24 protein-coding genes, 1 other RNA gene and 1 riboswitch are annotated in these 26,887 nt (G+C 54.8%); of the genes, 4 read left to right on the top strand and 21 right to left on the bottom strand.

All coding sequences use genetic code 11. The features are described 5' to 3' along the window. Positions 1–237: 237 nt before the first annotated feature. The 8 genes from ACTVIM_RS07620 to ACTVIM_RS07585 all read right to left on the bottom strand — a co-directional run bounded on the left by ACTVIM_RS07620 (position 238) and on the right by ACTVIM_RS07585 (position 9,650). Entirely contained in the window at positions 238–543 is a 306-nt protein-coding gene (locus tag ACTVIM_RS07620; RefSeq protein ID WP_051985097.1) for a YpbS family protein, read from the bottom strand. Then, entirely contained in the window at positions 543–728 is a 186-nt protein-coding gene (locus tag ACTVIM_RS07615; RefSeq protein WP_033021401.1) for a hypothetical protein, read from the bottom strand. The genes ACTVIM_RS07620 and ACTVIM_RS07615 overlap by 1 nt, the downstream gene beginning before the upstream one ends. Continuing rightward, positions 725–4,480 (bottom strand): dynamin family protein, encoded by a 3,756-nt coding sequence (locus ACTVIM_RS07610; protein WP_445614149.1) that lies wholly within the window; start codon positions 4,478–4,480, stop codon positions 725–727. Before ACTVIM_RS07610 ends, ACTVIM_RS07615 begins: the two co-directional genes overlap by 4 nt. A 158-nt stretch (positions 4,481–4,638) precedes the next feature. Next, entirely contained in the window at positions 4,639–5,217 is a 579-nt protein-coding gene (locus tag ACTVIM_RS07605) for an isoprenylcysteine carboxyl methyltransferase family protein (protein ID WP_445614148.1), read from the bottom strand. Beyond that, a complete protein-coding gene (locus tag ACTVIM_RS07600; RefSeq protein WP_445614147.1) occupies positions 5,214–6,281 on the bottom strand; it encodes a type III polyketide synthase in 1,068 nt (355 codons plus the stop codon). The genes ACTVIM_RS07605 and ACTVIM_RS07600 overlap by 4 nt, the downstream gene beginning before the upstream one ends. 209 nt (positions 6,282–6,490) lie before the next feature. Continuing rightward, positions 6,491–7,603: a tropomyosin gene (locus tag ACTVIM_RS07595; protein ID WP_445614146.1), complete on the bottom strand. Its 1,113-nt coding sequence runs from the start codon at positions 7,601–7,603 to the stop codon at positions 6,491–6,493. A gap of 155 nt (positions 7,604–7,758) precedes the next feature. Continuing rightward, the gene (locus ACTVIM_RS07590; RefSeq protein ID WP_445614145.1) at positions 7,759–9,066 is read right to left on the bottom strand and encodes a nucleobase:cation symporter-2 family protein; all 1,308 of its coding nucleotides are present in this window, start codon (positions 9,064–9,066) and stop codon (positions 7,759–7,761) included. Further along, positions 9,063–9,650, bottom strand: a complete 588-nt coding sequence (locus ACTVIM_RS07585) for a xanthine phosphoribosyltransferase (protein ID WP_445614144.1) — start codon at positions 9,648–9,650, stop codon at positions 9,063–9,065. Before ACTVIM_RS07585 ends, ACTVIM_RS07590 begins: the two co-directional genes overlap by 4 nt. A gap of 119 nt (positions 9,651–9,769) precedes the next feature. Further along, positions 9,770–9,871: riboswitch (purine riboswitch) on the bottom strand. 385 nt (positions 9,872–10,256) lie between these two features. On the opposite strand from ACTVIM_RS07585, the gene ACTVIM_RS07580 reads away from it, so the two are divergent. Genes ACTVIM_RS07580 through ACTVIM_RS07570 form a run of 3 tightly spaced genes read left to right on the top strand, consistent with a single transcriptional unit; the run spans position 10,257 to position 12,555 of the window. Then, on the top strand, positions 10,257–10,412 hold the full coding sequence (locus ACTVIM_RS07580; protein ID WP_033021390.1) for a cytochrome c oxidase subunit 2A: 156 nt from the start codon (positions 10,257–10,259) through the stop codon (positions 10,410–10,412). Positions 10,413–10,433: 21 nt separating this feature from the next. Next, a complete protein-coding gene (locus ACTVIM_RS07575) occupies positions 10,434–10,904 on the top strand; it encodes a cytochrome c oxidase subunit II (protein WP_033021388.1) in 471 nt (156 codons plus the stop codon). A gap of 1 nt (position 10,905) precedes the next feature. Continuing rightward, positions 10,906–12,555, top strand: a complete 1,650-nt coding sequence (locus ACTVIM_RS07570; RefSeq protein ID WP_445614143.1) for a b(o/a)3-type cytochrome-c oxidase subunit 1 — start codon at positions 10,906–10,908, stop codon at positions 12,553–12,555. A gap of 174 nt (positions 12,556–12,729) precedes the next feature. Here the strand turns inward: ACTVIM_RS07570 and ACTVIM_RS07565 are convergent, their stop codons facing one another. The 7 genes from ACTVIM_RS07565 to gpsB form a co-directional block, all read right to left on the bottom strand. Continuing rightward, a complete protein-coding gene (locus ACTVIM_RS07565; protein WP_445614141.1) occupies positions 12,730–14,232 on the bottom strand; it encodes a carboxypeptidase M32 in 1,503 nt (500 codons plus the stop codon). A 117-nt stretch (positions 14,233–14,349) separates the two neighbouring features. Further along, positions 14,350–16,287 carry an ATP-dependent DNA helicase gene (locus ACTVIM_RS07560; protein ID WP_445614140.1) on the bottom strand — a complete coding sequence of 646 codons (1,938 nt, stop codon included), beginning with the start codon at positions 16,285–16,287 and terminating at the stop codon, positions 14,350–14,352. Between the two features lie 403 nt (positions 16,288–16,690). Beyond that, entirely contained in the window at positions 16,691–17,050 is a 360-nt protein-coding gene (locus tag ACTVIM_RS07555; protein WP_445614328.1) for a PIN domain-containing protein, read from the bottom strand. Positions 17,051–17,147: 97 nt separating this feature from the next. Beyond that, positions 17,148–17,294 (bottom strand): hypothetical protein, encoded by a 147-nt coding sequence (locus tag ACTVIM_RS07550; RefSeq protein ID WP_445614139.1) that lies wholly within the window; start codon positions 17,292–17,294, stop codon positions 17,148–17,150. Between the two features lie 195 nt (positions 17,295–17,489). Further along, on the bottom strand, positions 17,490–18,626 hold the full coding sequence (locus tag ACTVIM_RS07545) for a THUMP domain-containing class I SAM-dependent RNA methyltransferase (RefSeq protein ID WP_445614138.1): 1,137 nt from the start codon (positions 18,624–18,626) through the stop codon (positions 17,490–17,492). 151 nt (positions 18,627–18,777) lie between these two features. Next, positions 18,778–19,175: RNase P RNA component class B (gene rnpB, locus ACTVIM_RS07540), an RNA gene on the bottom strand. A gap of 94 nt (positions 19,176–19,269) precedes the next feature. Next, a complete protein-coding gene (gene gpsB / locus ACTVIM_RS07535) occupies positions 19,270–19,566 on the bottom strand; it encodes a cell division regulator GpsB (protein ID WP_033017746.1) in 297 nt (98 codons plus the stop codon). 227 nt (positions 19,567–19,793) lie between these two features. Here gpsB and ACTVIM_RS07530 point away from each other — a divergent pair, with 227 nt between their 5' ends. Then, complete coding sequence (locus ACTVIM_RS07530) at positions 19,794–20,015, top strand: hypothetical protein (protein WP_445614137.1); 222 nt, start codon at positions 19,794–19,796, stop codon at positions 20,013–20,015. 139 nt (positions 20,016–20,154) lie between these two features. Here ACTVIM_RS07530 and ACTVIM_RS07525 read toward each other — a convergent pair whose 3' ends face one another. The 6 genes from ACTVIM_RS07525 to ACTVIM_RS07500 all read right to left on the bottom strand — a co-directional run bounded on the left by ACTVIM_RS07525 (position 20,155) and on the right by ACTVIM_RS07500 (position 26,882). Then, positions 20,155–20,406: a CotD family spore coat protein gene (locus tag ACTVIM_RS07525; RefSeq protein ID WP_081897222.1), complete on the bottom strand. Its 252-nt coding sequence runs from the start codon at positions 20,404–20,406 to the stop codon at positions 20,155–20,157. Between the two features lie 156 nt (positions 20,407–20,562). Beyond that, positions 20,563–20,697 (bottom strand): hypothetical protein, encoded by a 135-nt coding sequence (locus ACTVIM_RS07520; RefSeq protein WP_255358705.1) that lies wholly within the window; start codon positions 20,695–20,697, stop codon positions 20,563–20,565. Between the two features lie 57 nt (positions 20,698–20,754). Next, positions 20,755–22,050: a ribonuclease H-like domain-containing protein gene (locus tag ACTVIM_RS07515; protein WP_445614136.1), complete on the bottom strand. Its 1,296-nt coding sequence runs from the start codon at positions 22,048–22,050 to the stop codon at positions 20,755–20,757. Between the two features lie 310 nt (positions 22,051–22,360). Next, positions 22,361–24,637 carry a DEAD/DEAH box helicase gene (locus ACTVIM_RS07510; RefSeq protein ID WP_445614135.1) on the bottom strand — a complete coding sequence of 759 codons (2,277 nt, stop codon included), beginning with the start codon at positions 24,635–24,637 and terminating at the stop codon, positions 22,361–22,363. 124 nt (positions 24,638–24,761) lie between these two features. Beyond that, positions 24,762–25,547 carry an IclR family transcriptional regulator gene (locus ACTVIM_RS07505; protein WP_033017753.1) on the bottom strand — a complete coding sequence of 262 codons (786 nt, stop codon included), beginning with the start codon at positions 25,545–25,547 and terminating at the stop codon, positions 24,762–24,764. 117 nt (positions 25,548–25,664) lie between these two features. After that, positions 25,665–26,882, bottom strand: a complete 1,218-nt coding sequence (locus ACTVIM_RS07500; RefSeq protein ID WP_445614134.1) for an NAD(P)-dependent malic enzyme — start codon at positions 26,880–26,882, stop codon at positions 25,665–25,667. Positions 26,883–26,887: the final 5 nt, after the last annotated feature.

The following is a 26,887-nucleotide window of genomic DNA, read 5'->3' as shown; positions in this document are numbered from 1 at the left end:
TCTCGTTTTTCAAATCGAACCATTTGGCGGCATCGATCCTTTGTTTCGCACGTTCCCTCACCGATGAGAGGGAAACGGCCGTTGTTCAACGACTTTCTAGGAGGCCGGTGATTGAAGGGAGCAAGCCGCTTATCGAGCTCATTTCTCCAATCGAAAAGCCTTGTCGCATCAGGGTCGCCTTTCAAACGATCCCCCATTGCTCAAAAGAAGCAACCGTTTTTCACCGATCTTCTAGGCTCAAGCGTGCTGGCCGTCTTCTCTGTTCCCTTGTGGCGGCCGTTTCCCTTCCAGCCGGCTCACATAGTCGCGCACCATTTCCGGCGTCACGTACCGGCGCGCCGGCACGAGGCCGCCTTTAGCCAGTTCGTTCATTTGTTTCGTCACTTCGTTGATCAGCTCGACCGTAAACGGCTCGCCGCGGCGGCAGCGCTCGACCGCTTCTTCGATATGCCGCTCGCGCTCCGCATCGAGCATGGCAAACTTTTTCAAGACGGCATGCTGTTTTTGTACGTGGGCGGTAATCGCCTGATGCACTTCGCTCACTAGCTCTCGTCCTTTCCTGCTTCTTTTTCCATCAACCGCTTGACGTTCGGTTTCGGTGTCCAACAGTTGAACCGATAGTTCGGTTTCGTCGCATAGCCAAGCCGGCGGCAATACGTGTAGAGCCCGTCGGCCCGTTTTTCGATGCCATAGTGGATGCATGTCGCACAAGCGTGAAACCGGTTCATGGCTGCGCCTCCTCGCCTTGAACGGGAAGAAGGCGGCGAAGCGCCGCTTCGATGCGGCGGAGCGTCTCACCGTCCCCCCTGTTGGCGAGCGCCGCCATCAAACCGTCCATATAGCTGTCAACTTGGTCGGCGAGCGCGGCGGCCAACGCGGCGACGGCCGTCTCGTATTGCTCACTATAAGCGGAGACGATCCGCTCTTTTTGCTCGGTCAAATACTGATCGACCGGCTCCATGAGCGCGGTTTCGATTTCCTCTTTCATCCGCCGCTTTTCATCGCGTTCAAAAAACGATTTGGCGTTTTTATAGAGCGAAAGCGCCTTGGCAAACCGCGCCCGATCCACATCGCTAAGGGCGGTGGCGAACTCCGGCGCCGCAAAAACAGCCGTTTCCGGCGGCGTAAGAGCCACTGACGGATCGAGGCTTCGAAGCTCACGGCCAAGACGGGCAAACTGCTCATCCAGCCGCTTGCGCAAAAAGGCCTCTACCCGCAAGCTGGTCGCCCTCATCTCCTGCGCCAAATCAAAGCCGACCGCCGCAAGCAGCTCGTCAAGACAGCGCGCAAGCACTTGGCGCATCGGCCCTTGGCCGTCGCGGAGCACCGATGGATGGAACGCTTCCTTAAACAGATCGTTCAAGCGCAGGAACACGCGCTGTTTCACGTAATAGAGCAGCTCCTCCACCTCTTGGCGAAGCGCTTGCCGGCCGTGGGTGTCATCGGCGCCGGCGAGCAGCGCCTGCATCTCTTCGCGAAGGCGCCCGAGCATTTGTTGTTTGGCCGCTTTTTCCGCCTCGCTCTGCCCAGCGGCCCGAGCGTACTCCGCGGCTGCCTGATGCGCCCGCGCAAGCTCGGCGCAGGCGCTCTCGACCGCCACTTCGGCCAGCTCTTCGGTCAAGAAGCGGAAAAAGTCGGCCTCAAAAGCGGGCAGCCCTGAATCCGCCAAAACATCGTGCGGCACGGGTCCCGCCCCGGTTTTCTCCGCCAGCGCCATGCGGCTCGAGAGCGCATAAAGGCGCGGAAAACGAATGCCGAAGCGGGCGAGTTCGCTGTTCATATAGGAGACGACCGCATCGAGCTCCTCCCGCGACTGAGCCAAATCAGCGGCGTTGATGACAAAAAACATTTTGTCAAGGGAAAACGCATCCTTAACGCGCCCGAGCTGAAGCAAAAATTCGCGATCCGCTTTCGAAAAGGCGTGGTTGTAGTACGTCACAAACAGCAGCGCATCGGCATTCTTCATATAATGGAACGCCACTCCGGTATGCCGGGCGTTGAGCGAATCGACCCCGGGCGTATCGACAAGCGTCACCCCTTGGCGGGTGAGCGGGCAATCGACATACAGGACGACCTCGTCTAAGAAACACGACACCGCCTCATCCGCGACATACCGCTCTAATTCGTCAAAGCCGACCGACAACGCTGCGCCGAGCTGGCCGCCCATCCGCTCATAACCGGCCGCAACGGCCGCCAAAAAGGCGAGGTGCGGCTTTTGCGCTGGATGCATGGCTCCGGATTCGGCGAGGCGGGCGCACAGGCGAAGCGCCTCCTCCCATGTAGCGGCCTTTAGTCCAAACTGGCGAAGCGAGGCTTGAACATCGTCCCACATTTGCCGCTCGCTTTTGACATTGACCACCGCCATTCCGTGCGGATGCTCTTGGTCAGGCGGCGCGATTTTGCTGATGGCAGCGGTGGTCGGATTGGGCGATGACGGCAAGAGCGGCGCGCCGAGCAAGGCGTTGGCGAGCGATGACTTGCCGGCGCTGAAAGCACCAAACAAAGCGACCGTAAACGCACGCTCACGGAGCCGCCGCGCTTTGACGCGCAGCGGGCCGGCAAAACGAGCAAGCAGTTCGGACTGCTCGAGCCAAGCGGCCGCCGCCTCCAGCCGCTCGGCCGCTTCTTCGCTTCGCAGTTTTTGTCCGCTAGGCCGCGCCCGCGAGAAATCGTCCCGTTCTCCCGCCGCCCGGCTGCCGGCCGCTCTTTTCTGACTGAGCGCTTGCTCTTCGGAAACACGATTCATGGTCTCCCGCGGCTCATGCGACCGCACCGCCGCCTCGGCATGGCGCGCCCTCTGGAATGAAGGAGCGGCGGTCAACACAGCCAGCTGTTTTTCATCGAGCGTTTGGCCATCGTTCGGGGTGGGGGCGGCGAGCAGCTGTTCGAGCATGCGCCGCCGCTCTTCCCGCTCCGCTTCAAGGCGGGCCAAATGGGCGGCGAGCTCCGCTTTTTCGCGCGCTGCCGACAGCTTGACGCGCAATGCCGCGATTTGCTCGGCCGCCCGGTTGGCCGCTTGTTCCCCAAGCTCCGCCACCAAAGCGAGCGCTGAGTCGCGATACCGTGTTTTGAGCGCCGCCGCGACATCATCGGTATAATTCAACAGCGCCGCACCGCGCGAATCCGTTCCGTGTTTGACGAGGCCTGCAAGCAGCGATTCATCCCACTCCACCGTCCACTGTTGACACTTGCCAAGCCAAGCGGCATCGGCATCCCACTCATGTCCAAACCGCAGCAGCAGTTGGCGGACATGCCATTCGATCTGCGCGGTCGCCTGTGCTTTCACGCTCTCATAAAACGCCGCCAACCGCCGTTTGCGCTCCTCTTCCGTTTTCGTCTTGGAAAACAGCCACCCGACCTTAAAGCCAGGCTGCATGGCTTCCAAGTACGCCCCGGCCCGCTCTCTCGTTTCAAACGGCATTAAATAAGCATTGTGCAGCACGCGCTCCAGCTCCGTGCGAACCGACTCTTCCAGCCGCGCCGCCGCCGTTTGCGTCTCGGCAAGCTCGTCTTCCAAGCGATGGAGCTCTTCGGCGGCCGCCTCACCCGCAATGCCGCCAAGCGCGGCAAGCCGCTCCTGCATCTCTTGCGCCAACTTCTCATGCTGAGCGCACAACTGCTCAAGATGGCGGGCGGCGATCCATTTCAACGATGATTCAGCGCCGCGAACGAGCCATTCATCCTTGTCGGCAAACAGCCGGCGCAAGCAACTTGACAACGCCTGCCACTCGCTGTGCGGATGGGACGGCGCTTTCAACGAGAGGAAAAACAGTCCGGCCGCCTCGATCCCCCAACGTTGGAACGCCTCGACCACCGAAGCGCGAAACGCCGCGAATGGCAGCTCCTCTTCGCGATGTTTATCAATTTGATTGATGACCAAATACACCGTTTTTCCTTCATCGGTCAACTGTTTCGTAAATTGAACGTTTAATTCCGCCTGGACATGGTTATAATCCATCACATAAAAGATGACATCCGCAAGATGGAGGGCCGACTCCGTCGCCAGCCGATGGGCGTCGTCCGTCGAGTCGATGCCCGGCGTGTCCAAGATGGCGACGCCTGGCGGAATGGCACCCGTTTCACGGCTGATTTCAATCCACTCGATCGTCTCCCCGTCCCGGCATTGCGCGCGGATGAGGTCCGGATCATACGGCGGTTCGTACTCGACCGGCGCCTCGCGGCGATAAAAGACGCGCACAGAATCCCGGCCGGCCTTCACTTTGACAAGATTGGCGCTCGTCGGAATCGGGCTCGACGGCAATAGCGGCTCACCGAGCAGCGCATTAATCAAGCTCGATTTGCCGGCGGAAAAATGACCGCAAAAGGCGACAACGAGCTCCCCGGCCGCCGTTTTTTCAATAAGCTGCTTCACTTTGCCTGCATGATCTGAATCTCCCGCTTGCTCGAGCAGCTCATGCATCTTTATCATTTTCGCCAGCCACGGCCGCAATGACGGCGGTCTAACAGCAACATTCCCCATGATTCAAACCCCTTTGTTTCCGTCAATGTCATTTACATTCATTTTACTGCATTTTGTTCCGTTTCCCAATAGGAAAAACGAAAAATCCCGCCCATCAACAAGGCGGGAGCGCATGAAAATATCGATCAACAGGGACATGAGGGCTTTTCTCCATCTTTTTAGAAAGGCGTCAACCTTCGGGAGATGCTTGGCCAAAAGCGCGGCCGAGCGCGAAACGCTTCCTGATAGTCTGTCAACGCCGCCAACGCCCGCTCCTCTGTTTTGATGCGAACGAACAGCAGCAACGCATTAAGAAATGAAAAGACAACGGCCGTCAATCGCGCCTGAAACAAAAGCGGCAGCAACACGATCTCCAAAACGACGACCGCATAGTTCGGATGACGAATCCACCGGTATGGCCCTTTTTTCACGACCGGACGGTTGGGCACAATCAAAATTTTCGTATTCCAAAAGCGGCCGAGCGACAAAATCGTCCATACGCGCAGCCCTTCGACGGCGAGAAAGAGCGGAAACAAAAGCGGCCAGCGCCGCGACGGGCGGGCGCCTTTTCGAAGCGCCTCGACAGCCAGCGACAAAAGAAAAAGCACATGCATTAACACGATCCACGGATAATGGCGGGCGCCCACCTCTTTCGCTCCGAGCGCTTTCACATACCGTTCGTTCCGTTTTGCAAGCCAAAGCTCAACCAAACGCATCCCGACCACCGCGAAAAACACGAAGGCAAACCGCATCATCATTCCTCCCATTTGAGCAGCACCATCTCGGCGCTAAAGCCGGGACCGAGGGCAACGAGCAGCCCATACCCGGGCGCAAGCGGCTGCCGCATCACTTCCTCGAGCACAAAATAAACGGTAGCTGACGACATATTGCCATATCGGGCCAACACCTCTCTGGAAGCCTTTGTCTGTTCCATGCCGAATCCGAACGCTTCCTCATACGCCTCCATCACCTTTTTTCCGCCCGGGTGGGCGATAAAATAGCGAAGGTCGCGAAGCCCTAGTCCGTTCTCCTGCAAAAACGACTCCACTTGCGGGCGCAGCCATGCGCGGACGATCGCCGGAATGTCTTTTGAAAAGATGACAAACAGCCCTTCATCGCGAATCTCCCACCCCATCACATCTTCCGAGCGAGGCATCAGCGCCGATCGGGCAGCGATGATGCGCGGCGCACCGCCATTTGGCACTGCTTCATCGCCGGCGACAAGCACGCAGGCCACGCCGTCGGAAAAAAGCGATGTGCCGATCACATTGCTTTTGGATACGTCATCCGCCTGAAATGTCAAACTGCAAAACTCAGCGGCAATCACAAGCGCCTTCGCCTTCGGAAACGCCCGGCAATAATCGGCCGCCCGCGCAAGGCCCGCTGCCCCTCCCGCACAGCCGAGCCCCCAAACCGGCACCCGCACGGCGGAAGGAGAAAACGGCAGCACGTTCATCAGCCGCGCCTCGATGCTCGGCGTAGACAGTCCGGTCGTTGAGATGTAAAACAGCGCATCGACCGCCTCATGGGGAATCGGGCCGTCAGGGGTGTTCTGCAAGCAGTTGTTGGCTGCCTCGCCGCTGTAGCGGACAGCGCAATCCATATACACGGCATTTTTCTCGCCGAAACCGCGCGGTGTGCTGTACCAGGCAAGCGGCTGCACAAACGCGCGCGTCCGAATGCCGCCGTTGTCAAAGGCCCGAAGCAGCCGCTCGGCGCGCGCGAGGCGTCCGGCAAACAGACCGGCGACATGCTGCTTCACTTCTTCTTGGGAAACGATATATGGCATCGTTGCCGTGCCGATCGATAAAAGGGTCGGCATACCAACACCTCGGTTTGTTCCTCTTTTCGTTTAGGATGCGCAAACAAGCAAACTGTATGCAGACGAACAGGCATCCCGTGCGTCTTATCATTTGGAAACCGTTGATCATCCAAAAGAAGGACACATGAAGAAACAGGCGCGGACAAAGCCGGCCTGTTTTTGGGAAGGAAAACCGTCTCAAGTGAGGATATGAACTGAGATGCTTAGCGTTATTTCGCTTTCAAAGCGCGGATTTCACTCTCATGCTCAAGCAGATGCAACGCGAGGGATTGAAGAACGAGCTCTTGCCTAGCTTGTCCGGTGATGATTTCATCGATTTTCTGCTGCATTTGGGCAACGGTTTGCTTGATCGTTGAAACGTCTCGCAGCGTCTCCAATGTCTCCATAACAGCTTGCCGAATAAACGGCAATTCGGCGACATCTTCCTTTGTCGCCATCGTCTGCTCGACGCGCTCAACGCGTTCTTCCATGCGTCCCATGCGGACATCCATGTGCTCGAAGCGCTCTTCCATACGCCCGACGCACGCATCCATGTGCTCGAAGCGCTCTTCCATGCGTCCCATACGGGCATCCATGTGCTCGACGCGCTCTTCCATACGCCCCATACGGGCATCCATGTGCTCGACGCGTTCTTCCATACGCCCGACGCGCGCATCCATGTGCTCGACGCGCTCTTCCATGCGTCCCATACGGGCATCCATGCGCTCAACGCGTTCCTCCATGCGCCCGACGCGCGCATCCAACGACGCCATATCCTCCCGCACGGCCACCACCGTTTGTTCCAGCTGCCCGAGGCGTTCGTTCGTCTGCGCCACGTCTTCTTTCGTCGCCATCGTCTGCTCGACGCGCTCAACGCGTTCTTCCATGCGTCCCATGCGGACATCCATGTGCTCGAAGCGCTCTTCCATACGCCCGACGCGCGCATCCAACGACGCCATATCCTCCCGCATGGCCACCACCGTTTGTTCCAACTGCCCGAGGCGTTCGTTCGTCTGCGCCACGTCTTCTTTCGTCGCCATCGTCTGCTCGACGCGCTCAACGCGTTCTTCCATGCGTCCCATGCGGGCATCCATGTGCTCGACGCGCTCTTCCATGCGGCCGACGCGCGCATCCAACGCCGCCATATCCTCCCGCATGGCCACCACCGTTTGTTCCAACTGCCCGAGGCGTTCGTTCGTCTGCGCCACGTCTTCTTTCACCGCGGTCATCGTCTGTTCAAGCCGTTCGATGCGCTCATTCGCTTGGGCGATGTCGGCCTTCGTTGCCATCTCCGCCCGCATTTGCCGCAGCTCGTCAAACAGGCGCACCACCCATTCGTCCACGGTTTCACCTCCTTTCCCTTTCCATTATATCACCGCACTTCCACCGTCTTCTACTCTTTTCTTTAAAAATCGACACGCAACAAAAAAGCCTTTTTTGCTTCCCAAGCTGATCGCGGGAAGCAAAGAAGGCGATGAAACCGATGACCTTGACACGTTTACGAGATTTTTTGTTCCTGCAGCGGTAGAGCGGCTGATTTTCTCGCCCTGCCGAGATGGAAAACGGCGTTTAAGAGAATGGCGGTCATGCTGCCGGCGACGATGCCGCTGTCGGTCAAAATGCGGAGGCCAGCCGGGAGCTCGGCAAACAAGTTCGGCACCGCCGTCACCCCGAGCCCGACGCCGATCGAGCAGGCGATAATGAGCAAGTTTTCTTGCACCGCCAAGTCAACGTGGCTTAGCATTTTCACGCCGTAGGCGATGACCATGCCAAACATGGCGAGCATCGCTCCGCCAAGCACTGGGGCTGGAATGATCGTCGCGACAGCCGCGATTTTCGGCACAAATCCAAGCAAGATGAGAAACAGAGCGGCGGCGTAAATGACGTTCCGCGTTTTCACGCCCGACAACTGCACAAGGCCGACGTTTTGCGAGTATGTCGTATACGGGAACGCATTGAGCAGCCCACCGATCATGATCGCCAGCCCTTCGGCGCGGTAACCGCCCGCCAAATCCTCTTCCGTCAGCCGGCGGCGGCAAATGTCAGACAAAGCGAAGTAGACGCCAGTCGATTCAACGAGGCTGACAATGGCGACCAACACCATCGTCAACACGGCCGGGCCATGGAATGATGGAACGCCGAAATAAAACGGCTGCGGCAGGTGAACCCACGACGCTGCGGCGACGGCTGTCCAGTCCACTTTTCCCATCGCGGCCGCGACAGCGGTACCGACGGCCATCCCAAGCAAAATAGCAATCGAACGGACAAAGCCTTTGAAGCAGCGATAGAGCACAACAATAAGCGCGAGCACGCCAAACGACAACGCCAAGTTGGCCGGGTTGCCGAAATCTTTCGCCCCTTGCCCGCCCGCCATATTGTTCACGGCTGCCGGGATGAGCGTCAAGCCGATCACCGTGACGACGGAACCGGTGACAACCGGCGGGAACAGCGCCCGCAGCTTGCCGAAATACGGGCTGATCAACACGACGACAAGCCCGGCACAAAGAATCGACCCATACACGGCCGGCATTCCGTATTGTCCGCCGATGGCGATCATCGGCCCGACCGCCGTAAACGTACAGCCAAGCATGACCGGCAAACCGATACCAACCCATCGATTTTTCCATACTTGTAAAAACGTCGCGATGCCGCATGTCAATAGGTCAACGGCCACTAAATACGTCAGCTGCTCCCCCGACAGCCGAAGCGCGCCGCCGACGACAAGGGGGACAACGATCGCCCCGGCGTACATCGCCAACACGTGCTGGATGCCTAATGACCCGATTTGCCACCATTTCATGTTCATCCGTTCATCACCTCTTCGTGAAATCGAATGACGCCATCCGCAAGCGAAGCGATGCGGGCGAGCGAAACGACGCGGAATCCGCGCGAACGAAGCAGCCGGCCGCCGTCTTGAAACGCTTTTTCAATGACAATGCCGATGCCAACGACAGCCGCTCCCGCTTGACGAACGACCTCCACCATCCCAAGCGCCGCCTGACCGTTGGCTAAAAAGTCGTCGATAATGAGCACCCGGTCAAAGCCATCAAGCAGTGAACGGGAAACGATGATCTCGTTGGCCTCCTGCTTCGTAAACGAATACACTTCCGCGCGATACACCTCACCGGTCATCGTCAACGGCCGCCGCTTGCGGGCAACGACAAGCGGAACACCGAGTTCATAGGCCGTCATAAGCGCCGGGCTGATGCCTGATGACTCGAGCGTCAACACTTTTGTCGGCCGCTCGCCGCGAAACTGATCGGCGAACTCCTCACCGATCCGCTTCATCAAATGCGGGTCGACTTGGTGGTTTAAGAAGCGGTCGACTTTGAGCACCCCGCCGGCGACAACCTCCCCTTCAGCGGCAATTTTCTCGAGCAATACGCGCATACCGATTCCCTCCCAATAAAAAAAGCTTAAAAAACACCGGCCTCACTCAATTCCATGAGTCAGGCAATGTCTTTTAAGCCAACAGCAAACCGAAGGCGCAAAGCGGCCATGGCCGCCTTCCTTCCGACATTGCCACTCATAGTCAGCCGATTTACGGTCGGCTGGTAGAGACTCGCAAGCCGTATTCTTGCGATTATATGAGTGAGTCAGCGTGATTCAGTTATTAGCAGTATACCATGACCAGCAGCGGTTGAGAAGCGTTTTTTGCTAAAAAAGAACGAACGTTAAAGGACAAAAAATACAGATTATTCGCTTTTTATCCCTTTGCTGGCACGAAGCCACGCTTCGATTTTTGATTTCAAACCGTTTCGAGTCGCGCCCGACCGAAGGACCATCATCCGTGGTGGCTTTTCTGTCCATCGTTTTCATACATTGTTCACAATCGTCACCATTTGTTCAAACTTCCTGCATCGTTTTTGTGAGAAAAGTCACTGTTGCCTTTGTTTTCTACAGTTATGATAGTGTCAAAGCAGGGAAATCCGCGGTTGACGCGCCTGCCTCACCGATGTGATGGGGGATGAATTCAAAAAAGAGGAGGGATGCAACATGAAACTAGAATCGACCAAACCGACGACAATCCGGCAACCAAAAAACGAGAAAGAGCCAGCGCTCGGCGGTACGTTGGCGTCTGTGTTTTTGCTCGGCTTTTTCATCATTTTCGCCTGGGTCAGCGTCTACTTTTTATTTTTGCACCGCCTGTAAGCGGCAAAGGAGGGACTGGAGATGCACATTCACAAGTACGAAAAAATTTGGCTGACGTTTGGCATCGGCTGTCTCGTTGTCTTTTTAACCGTCGTCGGTGTGAGCGCTTTCGCCTCCGGACAGCAGCCGCCAAGCTGCCTGACGACGATCGATCCAGAAAAAGTGGACACGACCCCGCCATTCAATCAGCCGGGGCTTGTCAAAAAAGGAAACAACGAGTACGAACTGAACATCGTCGTCGCGGCGTTTTCCTTTACGCCAAATGCCATCGAAATTCCGAAAGGAGCGAAAGTGACGATCAACGTCACCTCGAAGGATGTGATCCACGGGTTTGAAATCCCGGGAACCAACATCAACATGATGGTCGAACCCGGCTATATCAACAGCTTGACGACGACGTTTGATCAGCCCGGCGAATATACGATTCTGTGCAATGAATATTGCGGCGCCGGCCACCATATGATGACGGCGCGCATGAAGGTGGTGGAGTAACATGGTACAATCGTTGGAAAAAGTCGATCGCCGCGACGCTAAACTGGCGCTGGCGCATTTCGCTGTTGCTTTTACTGCTCTCGCATTAGGCGGATTTGCCGGCCTGTTGCAAACGCTTGTCCGTTCCGGCAAATTTGAACTGCCAGCCGGCATCAGCTATTATACGATTTTAACGACGCACGGCGTCCTGCTCGGGCTTGTGCTGACAACGTTTTTCATTATCGGCTTTCAGTTTGCCGCCGTCAGCCGCACGACCGGAGCGCTTTCGAGCGGTTCGCGCCGGTTTGCTTGGATCGGCTTTTGGATGATGACGATCGGCACAGGCATGAGCGCCTTCTTCATCTTGACGGGAAAAGCGTCCGTCCTATATACCTTTTACGCGCCGCTGCAAGCGCATGCCGGCTTTTATATCGGTTTGGCGCTTGTCGTTGTCGGCAGCTGGGTGAGCGGATTTGCGATGTTTGCCCATTATGCGCGCTGGCGGAAAGCGCACCGCGGCGAGGCGAGCCCGTTGCTGGCGTTTATGTCGGTGACAAATATGGTGTTATGGCTCGTCTGCACGCTCGGAGTCGCTGCGACCGTCGTCTTTCAGCTTATTCCGTGGTCGCTCGGGCTCACCGACCGGGTGAACGTGCTGTTGAGCCGGACGCTGTTTTGGTATTTCGGGCATCCGCTCGTTTACTTCTGGCTGCTGCCGGCGTATATGGTTTGGTACGCCGTCATTCCGAAAGTGATCGGCGGCAAAATTTTCTCTGATTCGCTCGCGCGGCTGGCGTTCATCTTGTTTTTACTCTTTTCGATTCCGGTCGGCTTCCACCATCAATTGCTTGAGCCAGGAATTTCGCCGTTTTGGAAATACGTGCAAGTCGTCTTGACGTTTATGGTCATTATTCCATCGCTCATGACCGCCTTTGCCATGTTTGCGACGTTTGAATCATACGGCCGTTCGCAAGGAGCCAAAGGCTTGTTTGGCTGGCTGCGGAAATTGCCGTGGGGCGATGCGCGCTTTTTCGCGCCGTTTGTCGGAATGCTGTTTTTCATTCCGGCTGGCACCGGCGGGATCATCAATGCTTCGCATCAGCTGAACCAAGTCGTCCATAACACGATTTGGGTGACCGGCCACTTCCATTTGACCGTAGCGACGACGGTCGTCTTAACGTTTTTTGGTGCGTCATACTGGCTCATCCCGCATTTGACCGGCCGGGTGATGACGAAAGCGATGAACCGGCTCGCCATCATACAAACGGTCGTTTGGGCGGTTGGGATGACGTTTATGTCCGGTTCGATGCATTTGGCCGGCTTGCTTGGAGCGCCGAGACGTTCCGCCTTCTCGACGTACGGCAATTCGCCGCAGGCGCTCGAATGGATTCCGTATCAAATCGCACAAGCGGTTGGTGGAACGATCTTATTTATCGGCATCATTCTCATTCTCGTCATCGTCATCAACTTGGCGTTTTTCGCCCCGAAAGGCGAAACGGAATTTCCCGTCGCCGAAGCGGCCGCCCCGCAGGAACGAGCCGCGCTGGCGCTTGAAAACTGGAAACTTTGGCTCGGCCTTGTCGTTGCATTGATTTTGATCGCCTATACGGTGCCGTTGATCGACATTATTCAAAACGCCCCGCCGGGGTCGAAAGGATACAAACTATGGTAAAGAAAGAGGGCGTCTCCCAGTTGCAGCGGGACGCCCTCTTTGATCATTGCGCCGATCTGCACTTCGTTCATCAGTCCGGCCTTTCGTTCTTCACCCAAATGCGGCGGCTGTTGAGCCGCCGATGCGCTCAAGGCCCTCGTGTGAAGAGCCGGCCGTTTGCCGCCGCGCTCCACTTTATAACCGATACAGCGCTTGATATTTTTCTTCTAAATATTGAATCAAGCCATCGGCTTTGAGCGGTTCGCCCGTCGCGTCGCGCACAAGGTCGAGCGGCTTCTTCGTTTTGCCGAATCGGTGGATGCGGTCCGTCAGCCATTCACGAATCGGTGCAATCGTCCCTTCCTCGAGCAGCTGCGCGAAATCGAGCTCCTTCTCCATCGCCCGCTTCAACTGCGCTGCATACATATAGCCGAGCGCATAGGACGGGAAATAGCCGAAGCTGCCGCCCGACCAATGAACATCCTGCAGCACGCCGACCGCATCATTGTGCGGACGGATGCCGAGATACTGTTCATACTTCGCATTCCAGACATCCGGCAAGTCCGCCGCTTCCAGCTCACCCGCAAACAGCTGTTTTTCGATTTCATAGCGAATGATGATATGAAGCGGATACGTCAATTCATCGGCTTCAATGCGGATGAGCGACGGCTTCGCTTCATTGATCGCCCGGTAAAACGCGTCCAGAGACACGCCGGCAAACTGGGCGGGCGCGTATTGCTGAAGACGCGGATAATTGCGCTTCCAAAACGCGTAGTGGCGCCCGATCATATTTTCAAAAAAGAGCGACTGCGATTCATGAATGCCCATCGACGCCCCGCTCGCCAGCGGCGTGCCGGTGAGCGCCTCGGAAATGTGCTGCTCATACAGCGCATGGCCGCACTCATGGATCGTGCCAAAAATCGCGGTGCGGAAGTCGCGCTCGTCGTAACGCGTCGTAATCCGAACATCGTTCGGATTCAGCCCGATCGCAAACGGGTGGACCGTCTCATCAAGCCGCCCTTTGCCAAAATCGTAACCGAGCTCCACAAGCAGCTCCAGCAAAAAGGCGCGCTGTTTTTCTTTCGGAAACGGAGCGAACAAAAACGACGTGTCCGGCTTGTCCGGCGCTGTGGAAACCGCCTGCACAAGCGGAACGATGCGTTCGCGCAACTGGCCGAACAATCCGTCAAGCAGCTCGACCGTCATGCCCGGCTCATACTGATCGAGCAGCGTGTTGTATGGATGCCCTTCATATCCCAAATAGCTGATAAAGCGGCGCTGAAACTCGACGATGCGCTCCAAATACGGCCGAAACAGCGCGAAGTCAGCGGTTGCCTTCGCCTCCTCCCAAACGCTTTCCGCTTTGGAACAAAGAATGACGTATTCCTTATACTCATCGGCCGGGATTTTTTTATTGCGCTCATATTCCTTTTTGCACTCATCGAGAGTGCGCTGCGTCACTTCATCAAGCTGTTCGTAAACGCCCTGCGGCGACAGCTTGGCGATAAACGCCGCCATTTCTTCCGATGTCGACATGCGAAACACTTCTTCCGAAAGCATGCCGATCACTTCGGACCGCTGCTCCACCCCTTTTTTCGGAGCGCCCGTCCGCAAATCCCAGTACATGAGGCCAATCGCTTCGCGGTAGCTCATCATTTTTTTCACATATCGCAAAAACTGCTCTTCGATTTGCTTCATGTCGTTCAAGTCCCCCTGTTGATTTGATGGCCAGCTATTTACTTCCATAAGACAAGTCGTTTTTCCTGCCGCAGGCGAAAAAATATTTCGCTAAACGAAAAAGAAAAAGGAGGAACTTCATTCCTCCCTCACCGTTGTCGGCAACACGTCTTTGATCGATGCAACAACCCGTCCATCTTCCCGATCGGTGATGAAAATGGAAACGAGGCCGCGGTCATCGCGCGTGCGGATGAGCCGTCCGACCCCTTGGCGAAGGCGAAGCAACATATACGGCACATCGACGTCCCAAAATGGATTGTGATACGCTTTTCGCTTCGCCTGAAACACCGGATCGTTCGGCGGATACGGCAGCGACCAAATGATGACGTTTGAAAGCGACGGTCCCGGGATGTCCAGCCCTTCCCATAAATGTTCCGAACAAAGCACCGTCTCTTCGTTGCGCTGAAACTCAGCGACCAAATCGCTAATTTCGCGGTCGCCTTCAAACAAAAACGAAAACGGTTCGCCGGCAGCCGCTTCTTTGAACTCGAGCAGCTCCTCGCGCGTCGGGAACAAAAGGAGCGCCCGTCCCCCGGTTTCACGCAGCTTGTTGAGCGCATACTCGTACTTTTTGGCAAACAGCGTCTCGTCCGCGCGGAACGTCGGCATATAAATCGCCATCTGTTCGTCATAATCAAACGGCGACGGCACGCTGAACGACAAGTAGTCATCGATGCCTAAACTTTGCGCGATATATTCGAACGATTTTCCGTTTGATAGGGTTGCCGATGAAAAGACAAACGGCATGCGTTTGCTGAACACTTTTTCGCGCAACACTTCCTGAACCGTGCGCGGCATGACGACAAACGTCGCCTCGTGACGCGACGATTCAAGCCACGTGATGGCATCGGCGTTCGTTAAAAACAGATCAAGCGAGTACTGAATTTGATCCAAATATTCATCCACGATGTTGAGCTGGTAATGGTCGATCGTATACGTTTCGCTCTCAAACACGAGCTCGTTGCCGATTTCCACAATTTGACTACGCAACTTCTTCGCCCATTGCTGAAGCTTAGGCGACGAGACAATTTCCTTTCGATTCGAACCGGGGACATCCTTCGCGCACGCCTTCAACTCAGCAAAAAAGCGACTGCTCGTCGCGAGCGCTTCTTCAATGGCATAAGCGAGCTCTTCGCGGATGTCGTTTTCAAGAAGCCGTGTGAGCAGCGTCTCAAGCGTCGTCTCTTTCATTCGATAAGTCAACGCCTTTTGCGCGGCGAATTCAAGCAAGTGACCCTCGTCAAACACCACACAGCTCGCTTCCGGCAAGAGCGGCAGCTGGCCTTCCCGCCGACGCGCCTCATACGTCCACACGTGTTCCATATAAAAATCGTGCGAGCAGACGATCAAATCGGCCGCTTTTCGGTAATAGTCGCGCCAAAGCGTCTGGCCGCAGCGATGCCGCTTCTCGCACGTGAAACAGTCTTGAAACGGATCCCAGGCGATTTTTTTCCACTGCTCGTCGGTCAGGTGGGCGTATTCCTTTCGGTCGCCATAGCGATAAAACGACTGCATCGGTTGGTAGTCATGAACGAACGCGGGAAGCTCGTCATAAATTTGCTCATACAGTTCGATGTCCTCATCGAGGTACGTCGTGACTTCTTCCAGTTTATTTAAACATAAATATTGATCGGGCGACTTGGCAAGCCGAACGTCAATGTCCAACCCGAGCACCTCGGACAGTTTGGCAATATCGCCTTCTTTTTTGACGAGCTGCTCAATCAACGTTTCGTCGGCGCAAGCAATGATGGCTGGTTTACCGGTATAACGGGCGTAGCAAATCGCATACAGCAAATAAACGATCGTTTTCCCCGTCCCGACCCCCGCTTCGGCAAAAATCACCTTTTTCTCGCGAAACGCCCGCTCGAGTTGAAACGCCATATAAATTTGCTCATCGCGCAGCTCAAAGCCGGCCTCGGGCAAAATATCATAAAAAACGTCGCCGATCCATTGGCTAAGCTTATCAAAAAAATTCTCGTTTTTTTCCAACGCAAACGGATAACGCTGATGGCTCATCGCCGCACCCCTCCAATTGGCATAAACTCCCGCGTCATCATGCATAAGCGCGCAACACTTTTGTTGCGCGCCTTATTTCCGGTAACAAAACAATATTATGATGGATAGCCGTCAAGAAGTCAACGAAAGCGCATGAGCTTGCATGAAATCTAGCCAAGCAAAGGGTAGTTTCGGTGCAGGCAGAAAATGACCATCGAAACGCTCGCACTCTATTGGAGCTGGTAGCTCTTTATCAACAGGTATAGCCCATACTATTCCATGACCATCGCCCCCATTACTATATTGATACGCCCTTAATTTATAACCATTCTTGATGCGAAGATGTGAAAAGCTCGCTACAATTGATTCTAGTAACGCTCAACTAGCACCACAGGTTTATATAATCATAAAATAAAAAGCCGTCTTAAGACGACTGTATTTTTATTTCACCATGTTCTTCCTCATATTGTTTTACAAAATCTTTTGATGTATATACTTTTAAATGATCAAATTCTCTTTCATGTAAACCGTGCTTCAGATCATCTGTTATTAAATAATCGGCTTTTCCTTCAATAGCACATTTTAAAAACATATCATCGTATTCATCATTAGATTTTTCAATTTCAACATTCATCGTATTAACTGATAATGAATAATAAAAAAGTTCCGCGATCCATTTCAGCAATAAAATTCTTTCAGATACATTATCGATATTATAACGTGCAAAATTTTTAACCAAATAAATCAATTCACCAATAGTATCCTGAGCGAAGAGAAGTCTCATTTTTCTATTTTTGACCAATTCAAGTATTTTTTCACATTACGTAGATTCTTCAAACCATGCTGCAATAAAAATATTTGTATCAAGAACTGCTTTAATATTATTTTTTTTCATATTTCTTAATTCCTAAAGACTTCCTCGCTTCCGCAGGCGTTAACCCTTTTTTCTTCATATTTGTTCGAATGATCGATTTTATGTCGTCCATAAATGCTAATTTTTCACTATCATTTCTTTGAGCAATCGCCATATCTTTTTCCTCCTCCCGACACATACACTATCACCTCCTATAAAAAGGGGGTAATAGTGTATGCAGTCTTTATGAAAATTATACCATAAAATCCACAAAACAAATCACTTATTTGCATTTATTTTAATTTATTTCAGCTAGGTGCTATTTTTCTCAATCACTCAATTCTTTTTCTAATAACCTTACCGACGTAAATCAGCATTTCCTCGGCGGCCTTGGCCCCCAGTACTGATAGTAATGCGTCTCAATGAAACCGTTAAACAGCTTGCGCCGCTTCGTCGCTGGCTTGCCGTAATGCGTTTCAAAGCCGCGGTGGGCGGTCAAGATGTACACCGACCACGTATCCAAGGCGGAAAAGGCACGGCCGATAGCACGGTAAAGAGCTTCGACTTCCCGACGTTCGCCGAGCCGTTCCCCATATGGCGGGTTGCTGACGATCACTCCGTACGATTTGTCTGTCCGAAACTGCTCCGCCCGTCCGGTTTGGAACGAAATAAGATCGGCCAATCCGGCTTCGGCCGCGTTCTCCCGGGCCATGTCAACCATGCGCGGGTCAAGGTCGATCCCGCAAATATCGAGCGGCTCATCGTAGCGCGCCATATCTTCCACTTCTTGACGCGCCCTCTCCCATGCGCGCTCCCCGATCCACGGCCACTGCTCGGACACGAAATCGCGATTAAATCCCGGGGCGATGTTTTGCCCGATCAACGCCGCTTCAATCGCAATCGTTCCCGATCCGCAAAACGGATCGACAAACGGGCGATCCGGCGTCCAATTCGTCAGCAGCACTAAGGCGGCGGCGAGCGTTTCCCGAAGCGGCGCTTCCCCTTGACGGACACGGTAGCCGCGTTTATGCAGTCCCGCTCCGCTCGCATCGATCGTCAATGTGGCAATGTCTTTATGAAGCGCCACTTCAATGCGGTAAAGCGGTCCGGTTTCCGGGAACCATGATAGACGGTAGCGCTCTTTTAAACTTTCAACGATCGCTTTTTTGACGATGGCTTGGCAGTCGGAAACGCTGAACAGCGTCGATTTCACCGATTTCCCGATAACCGGAAATTCCGCATCTTTCGGCAAATAATCGGCCCACGGCAGCGCCTTCGTTTGTTCAAACAGTTCCTCAAACGTCGTCGCCCGAAACTCACCGACTTTCAGCTTTACACGGTCGGCGGCACGCAGCCAAAGATTGGCGCGGCAAATGGCGAGCGCATCGCCTTCAAACGTCACTTTGCCGTTCTCGACTTGGCAATCGTAGCCAAGCCGGCGCACTTCGTCGGCGACGACCGATTCGAGCCCCATCGCGGCCGTGGCAATCAACGAAAACGAAGTCATTATGTTCCCCCTATCTAACAGACGTATGTACAAGCTCCGTTTCTCTACTCCTCATTATAGCCATGACAGCGAAAAAACAGCAAAAAGAAATGGAAAAGCCCTCCTTCCTGCAGGAGGGCTTTTCACGATTCCATCCACCGCGTTCATCATGTTCTGTAAGCCATGTTCTGTACCATCGTACTGCAAGCGGCTTGCGCCTCGTACTCCGGCGGTAATCATCTATCTACAGGCAGCGAGCGCCGCCTGTCCTTCCCTCCGTTCATTTCCTTCGGGAAGATGCCCCTACCATCATTTGGGTTTCTCGCTCGTGGGGTTTACCGCGTTCCACCTCTAAGGTTTCCCTTAGAGCTCCGTCACTGTGGCACTTTCAGGGTAATCGAACCATATCCGCATAGCGGACGTAGGTTCTTTCCCCGCCGTCAGCCCAGCCGAAGCCAGACTGCCCTAGCTTATGGATTCGCTAGGCACGAACACTACGGGCATCTCAGCACCGTGCGAGCATGGACTTTCCTCTACGGCCAACACCGGCCGCAGCGATTACCCGAACATGATGAACGCTGCGAGCATCTTCTAGTATAATTCATTTTCCTCAAGCAAGCAAGAGGAAAAAACCGGGATTTTTTCGCTGACGCGGCTCTGCCGACTATTCATACAATTTGCGGCCAAACACATGCTTCTCTAAGTTGGAAAGACGCTGCAAAATATCATAATTCGTCGTTCCCGCCGATACAGCCGGCCGTTTTTGCAACTCCTCAACTTGCCGCTTCAGCCGGGCGTTTTCTTGACGAAGCTCATCGATTTCTTGCTGAAACGCCTCGTAATCTTTGATGATGAGATCCAAAAACTGATCGACCTCGTCTTGATTGTACCCCCGCATACTGACTCGAAACTCTTTTTCTAATATGTCCTTTGGCGTCAGTTTCACCCTTTGGGCTGACATGATTTTTCACCTCAATCCGCATTCAACGATCATCTTTCCTTTATTTTTTCAGAAATTGCGCTGATTGTCAATGAACCGAGCGGAAGAAACGAAGCGACGCCTCCACTTCGATGCTATGTCCGGATCGTCCGTCTGCCAAACCGTTTTCAGCGTTTTCGAAACCAAGAACAGGGCGAGCAAAAAAGCGCCATGGCCCATCGGTTCCCCTCCGCCCAAGGATGAAGCGCATGGCTCGCTGCGCGGATGTTCAGCAAAAAAGCCGATCGCGGCGTCTTCCCGGCAAGCATGGACATTCATTGCCGCTGCGGGATGTTCATAGAAACGCCATGGACAACGCTTTGCCCTCCAGCCAAGGATGGAAATCAACGTTTGGTAAAGGGGTTTTTACAAAAAAGATCCATGGGCAACGCTTTGCCCTCCAGCCAAGGATGGAAATCAGCTCCATTTAGAGATTTTTATGAAAAAGTTCCATGGGCAATGGTCTGCCCTCGACCCGTTGAAAATCTGGCGCCAGTCTTGCATTGTCACGCAAAAGAAGGGGTCCCCGTGTTGACGGGAACACCCTTTTTGGCCTCGAGCCACTCCTTTTTAGCGCATAGGTGGCGCAGGGAATGGCCCCCATCCCGGCATCGGAGCAGGGCAGTACACATGGCGGTTGGCCGCTTGTGCCACTGCCGATTCCGTATGCGGGAAATAATGCTGATGTTCATACAGGTGATGATACACGTGCGTCGTGTGCGATGGATGGATATGCGGCACAATCGTTGCTTGGAAATGGTGTTGGACGCAACATTGAGGCGGATGAACGATCGGCGCCGTTACATGTGGTGGGCAATGCATAGCATCCTTCTCCTTTCATCATCTAGGCTGATTGTTGACAATACTAGCCTATGATGAACAGAGCCGTCTTGTACTAGTATAGATACCCATTTTCTTCTTTTGGCAGGCGCCTTGCTCGATCCTTCCCGTCAACGAAAAACGTTGGGCAAGCTCTTGTTAGTACACATACCGAAACACGACAAACGTCAAGCCGACGACAATAAAAAAGAGATACAAAATTTTTTTGTACATGCTTCGCATCGTCTTCGTCTCCCTGCCATCGTTTTCATTCGTTCCGATGCCATTGTACATGTTTTTCTTTTTTTCTACAAGATTCGCAACAAAAAAGCCGCTATTTTTGCATTTTTGTCACATTTTGCGCTTGCCAGGGAAATGAGCAAACGACGACTTGGCTTTCTTGCGTTCCAACCGCGCCAACCGCTTGCGCCACTCCATTTCCTCTTTCTCGCTGCGTTCCCGGCTTGCCCGGGCGAGCGGCCGCCACGCTTCGTACGCCATCACCGCATAGCGGTGCGCCTCTTTGGCATCGCGGAAATGGTGTTCATACGCTTTCGCCAGCTCCAACCCGGCTTTCACTTTCCAGCGCGCGTTCCCGCCGGCCAATAAGTCGCGCCAAATGGCCGCGGCCTCTTCATATCGCTTTTCTCGTCGATACAAAAGCGACAGTTGCCATTTTGCCGCTTCGGCCTCTTTTGCTTCTTTACCGCTTGCTTGTTCGTAGACGTTCCGGGCGACGGCTGTTTCCCCCACCGCTTCCAACCATCGCGCAGCGGCCAGCTGCTCCCTAGGATCGGCCAGCTGTGCCGCTTCAAGCAGTTGGATGGATAAATGGATGTAAAGGGAGATGAGCGACAGCACATCGTTTTCGTTATGGCGCAATATCGGCATCATTCGGTCGGGATGCGGCGTGTGCAAAAACTCTTTGTACATCATCGGCGCCAAAAAGCCCGGCACATCCTCGCCCCGTTCGATCGACAGCAGGCTCCGTTCGACTTCCTCAAGGCGAAGGGAGTCGAGCGCATCTTTCCATAAGCGGCGAGCGGCGTGATATAAGTCGAAATGGCCGAACGACGGCAGGCGGGGGACGACGTCGCGGACGAGAGCATGGCGGGTTTTTAGGCGCGGCCAGTCGAACGCTTTCCCGTTGTAGGTGACTAGCGTTGTGTAATCGACATCCGACAAGAAGCTTTGGTAAAGCGCCGCTTCCGCCCCGGGATAAGGCAGCACGTGCTGACGAACGACAACGCGATCGCCGAGCACGCGGGCATGGCCGAGCAAAAACATGACGTTTCCGACCCCGCTCGACAACCCCATCGTCTCGGTATCAAAAAAGAATAAATCGCTAACGGCCAAACCGCGGCACGAAAGGGGATGGGAAAAAGGCGCCTCCTGCCATCTTCGGTGCACGTCATACAAATCACCAAGCCGATAGCGGCCGTGTGGCCAAGTGAGCGGATACGACGTTTCCCGAACAAGGCAATAATCGCCCTCATACCAATACGGCTTTACGTCGTATTCCTGCCAGAGATCGACATACGGCACGTCCGACCGCTGCTTGGCCGCTTCCTCGTTTTCGTCCGCCGGCCGTTTTGACTGATGACGAGCGGCAAGCAACTCTTTCCATTGCGATAACTTCGGCTTCATCCGTCCACCTCCCTTTGGCTCTCCGCATGCCCCACGATGTTCAATGGAATGGTTTGTGTGGAGTTTTCATAGAACTTTTGACGCTACCGGCTCTAGAAGGCTGGTGAAAAAACGCTGTCACACACCAATCGGCGACATTTTCATTCAAAAAAGAAAGCTGATTCTGCAAGGTTTCTCTTTGAGAAACAGGTCGAACGTAACGGTGTTTTGCACGAAATCACCGGCCTCCTAGCCGTACTTGGTTCACTTGCCCCCTCGTGACCGACCCCTTTTCGCCATTCGAACGAACTGTTGATCATCGGCTAGTTTGTTAAACCGATGACGGCAGCCAAGCGGCCATCTGCTCGCGTAAAAATGCAACGAGCTGACGCTTCACTGACGGCAAAGCGGCGCTTGAAACGCCGATGCACGACGGACACCCGTCCGCACATGGGCAATGCTCCACCCATTGCCGCACCCGCTCTACGATTTCTGTCCATCGCTCAAACACCGCCTCAGACAGACCGACACCGCCGGGGTAATGATCGTAAAGAAAGATCGTCGGCCGCCCGGAATGCGGAGCTTTTAATTGCGGCACGACATGGATGTCAGAGCGGTCGCACATGACAAATACCGGCACAAGGTGACCAAGCACATTGGCCATGCTGACGAGAAGCTGTTCAAACTGCGCCGGTGAAAACTGCGGCGGCACCGTCTCCCACTCCACCCATGCCGCTGACGTATGGATCGTTTCCTCCGGAAGCCGGATTGGCCCGGAGCCGATCGTTTCAAACGTCGACAACTTGATCTTTTTAAAAATGGTTGCCATCGCCCGAACCGATACATCTCCATAGCGCACGACCATCGACCCGTTCGTTTGGCAGCGGTCTTCCGACAGCACATCGAGCCGCACGGCCAAATTGGCGTCTGTAAAATAGTCGACATCCACTTGGCGGACGTACGCCTTTTTCTCCTCCCAGTCCAGCTTTTCAACTTGGTATTGAGTCCCCTCGTGCAAATAAATCGCTTCCTCATGGAGCAGCGTCATGGCGCTGAACCGATCCATCTCGCCGATGACGCGAGGGCGGGCCGTCTCGGAACGATCGATGATGACCACATTTTCCTGAGCCGCAGAACGCAAGCTGACATCATGCGCCGGAAACGCGTCACTCATCCAATGCCAGCGGCCGGCGCGTTCGTTTAGCACCCCTTGCTCAGTCAAAAAATCGAGCACCTCTTCGACCTCCACGCCGCCGAACGTCTCGCCGCGCCGGAACGGCAGCTCGTAGGCCGCGCATTTGAGATGGTCGACCAAAATGAGCAAATTGTCCGGATTGATGCGCGCCGTTTCTGGGGAGCGGGCGAAAAGATATTCCGGGTGGGAGATCATGTATTGATCGAGCGGATTGGAGCTGGCCACCAGCACTACGAGCGAATCGCCGTGGCGCCGGCCGGCGCGTCCCGCCTGTTGCCATGTACTGGCAATCGTTCCTGGATACCCGGCCATGACGCACGCTTGCAGCTGTCCGATGTCAACGCCGAGTTCAAGGGCGTTTGTGCTGACGACGCCGAGCACCTCCCCACTGCGCAATCCTTTTTCAATCGCGCGCCGCTCGTTCGGCAAATAGCCGCCACGATAGCCGCGAACCGCTGTTTCTCCGCCCCGGCTGCGCAGCGCTGCCTGCAAATGGCTTAAAATGAGTTCGACGCGGACGCGGCTGCGGGCGAATACGATCGTCGGAATCCGGTTGAAAAGCAGCTGGCGGGCCAATTCGACCGCCGTTTTGGCCGCGCTTTGCCGGACGTTCATCGTTCGCTCGACGATCGGCGGATTGTAAAGCACAAACCACTTCCGCCCTTGCGGCGCCCCGTTTTGATCGATGAGCGTCATCGGTTCCCCTGTCAACCGCTCAGCCAGCTGCTGCGGATTGGCGATCGTCGCTGAAGCGCAAATAAATGTCGGGGAACTCCCATAAAAAGCGCATATTCGCTTTAAGCGGCGAATCACGTTCGCGACATGGCTGCCGAACACGCCGCGGTATGTATGCAATTCGTCAATAATGACATAACGCAGCTGCTCAAACAAAGAAATCCATTTCGTATGATGGGGCAAAATCGCCGTGTGCAACATGTCCGGATTCGTAATGACAATATGGCCGGCTTGACGGATTTTTTGCCGCAACACCGTGGGCGTGTCGCCATCATACGTATACGTGTAAATCGGCGCCTCCATCTCGGCGATGATCTCATGGAGTTCATGCATTTGATCTTGGGCGAGCGCTTTTGTCGGAAACAAATAAAGCGCACGGCTTTCCGGCGCTTTCGCGATGGTATCCAGCACCGGCAAATTATAGCAAAGCGTTTTTCCGGAAGCGGTCGGTGTGACGGCCACGACGTTCCGCCCGCCCCGCGCCGCCTTGTACGCGGCCGCCTGATGCGTATACAGCGAAGCGATGCCGCGCGCCTCGAGCGCCAAGCGCACCCGCGCGTCAAGTTCAGCGGGAAACGGAACGGTGTCCGCTTCTTTCGGTTCGATTTCATGCCAATAGACGACATGCGGATCTTGACGGAGCTGCTCCATCCATTCCGAAAGCGTTTGTTTTTTCACGTCGCAAATCACCTCGCTTCTATTTTACATGCATGGCTTGCTGATTTGCACGAAAAACATTGATGAGGAAGCGCCTCTTCCTTGGCGTGAAAAGCGCCTTTTTCCTAAAAAAAGCGTCCAGCTGTTACAGCTGGACGGAGTGAGGCTGCCGGCACCCAAGCCGAGCTGACAGCTCGCTGCCGAGCTGGCGCATGCGCACGGCCAAATCGCTGATCCGGTCGTCGGTCATGCGAATCGTTGGGCCGGAGACGCTGATCGCCGCTACGACACTGCCGGTATAGTCAAAAATGGGCACCGCCACACAGCGGATGCCATACTCGTTTTCTTCCAAATCGAGCGCATATCCGTTTTGCCGAACGGTCTCAAGCTCACGGAAAAATGCCTCGCGGTTGGTGATCGTTCGATCGGTATGCTTCGGCAGCCCTTTTCGCTCAATGATCTCGGCGGCCACCGCCGGCGGCAAATGCGCCAAAATTGCCTTTCCGACCGCCGTGCAGTGCATCGGCGCGCGCTTGCCGACTTTCGAATGCATGCGCAGCGTCTCCGTTCCTTCCAATTTTTCAATATAAATGACTTCCCCTTGGTCATAGACGACGAGGTGGATCACCTCATTCGTTTCCTTTTCGAGCTGGCGCAAATACGGCTTTGCCTCTTGGCGCAAATCGATCGAATCAAGCAGCTTCGAGCTGAGTTCCAAAAATTTGTAACCGAGCTTATACCGCTCCGTTTCCGGATGCTGTTCGATATAGCCGTATTGGGCGAGCGTCGTTAAAATACGATAGACCGAACTTTTGTTGATGTCCATTTGCTTGGCGATTTCCGTCACACCCAGCCCATCCTTTTTCGCGCTGACAATCTCGATAATTTGCAGCGCCCGGCGCACGGACTTGACCGTATGTTCTTTTTCCATTTCATTCACCTCGATTTGTTCTCTCTGCTCGTCATTATACACGAACAGCCGGGCGTTTGCAGGCAAAAAGAGGGCCACCGGCGCGCATGGCGCCGTCAGCGAGAAAACGGACAAATCCTACCCCTCTCTGACACGAATTCGTTCCGCAGTTTTTTCCGTGACTCGCGCCACCCCGGTCTCCACGGCGACGCGGGCGACGGCGGAAGCGACCGCTTCGACAACGCGCCGGTCAAACGGGTTCGGGATGACATAGTCTTCCGCCAGCTCTTTTGGCTGGATCAGCCCAGCGATGGCTTCGGCCGCAGCGATTTTCATCGCCTCATTAATCTCTGTCGCCCGCACGTCAAGCGCGCCGCGGAATACCCCCGGAAACGCTAACACGTTGTTCACTTGATTCGGCAAATCGGAGCGGCCGGTCGCGACAACAGCAGCTCCAGCGGCTTTCGCCTCATCCGGCATGATCTCCGGCACCGGATTGGCCAAAGCGAAGACAATGGCGTTGCGGTTCATCGTCTGCACCATCCTTGGCGTCAACGCGCCGGCAACGGAAACGCCGATAAACACATCCGCGCCTTGAATGACGTCCGCCAGTGTCCCGGAGATACGGCGGTGGTTCGTTTGCCGAGCAATCTCTTCCTTAATGACGTTCATCCCGTGCGGGCGCCCTGCATAAATCGCTCCTTTTGTGTCGCAAACGATCAGGTCACCGACCCCCATCGACAGCAGCAATTTGGCGATCGCCACCCCGGCGGCGCCAGCGCCGTTGATGACCACCCGGCAATCGGCGAGCGATTTGCCGACCACTTTTAAGGCGTTCGCTAGCCCAGCAGCCACGACAATCGCCGTGCCATGCTGATCATCATGAAACACCGGAATCCCCATTTCCTGGCGGAGCCGCTCTTCAATGACAAAGCAGGCCGGAGCGGCAATGTCCTCCAAGTTGATGCCGCCAAACGTCGGCTCAAGCAGTTTGACCGTTTGGATGATCTGCTCCGGGTCTTCCGTGTCCAAACAAAGCGGCACGGCATCGATGCCGGCAAACGCTTTAAACAAAGCGGCTTTCCCTTCCATGACCGGAAGCGCCGCCCGCGCGCCAATGTTGCCAAGCCCAAGCACCGCTGTGCCGTTGGAAACTACCGCGACGAAATTGCCTTTCACGGTATAGTTGTAAATTTCCTCTCCATCGGCATGAATTTGTTTGCACGGCTCGGCCACTCCCGGCGAATAAATGACGCTTAAATCGTTCGCATCCGTGACCGGCACTTTCAATTCCACGGTTAATTTCCCTTTCGCCTGCCGATGGACAAGCAACGCACGTTCCCGCAAATTCTCCATCGCTC

The organism is Geobacillus sp. YF-1 (assembly GCF_052692335.1).
This window is presented reverse-complemented; position numbering and strand designations above follow the sequence as displayed.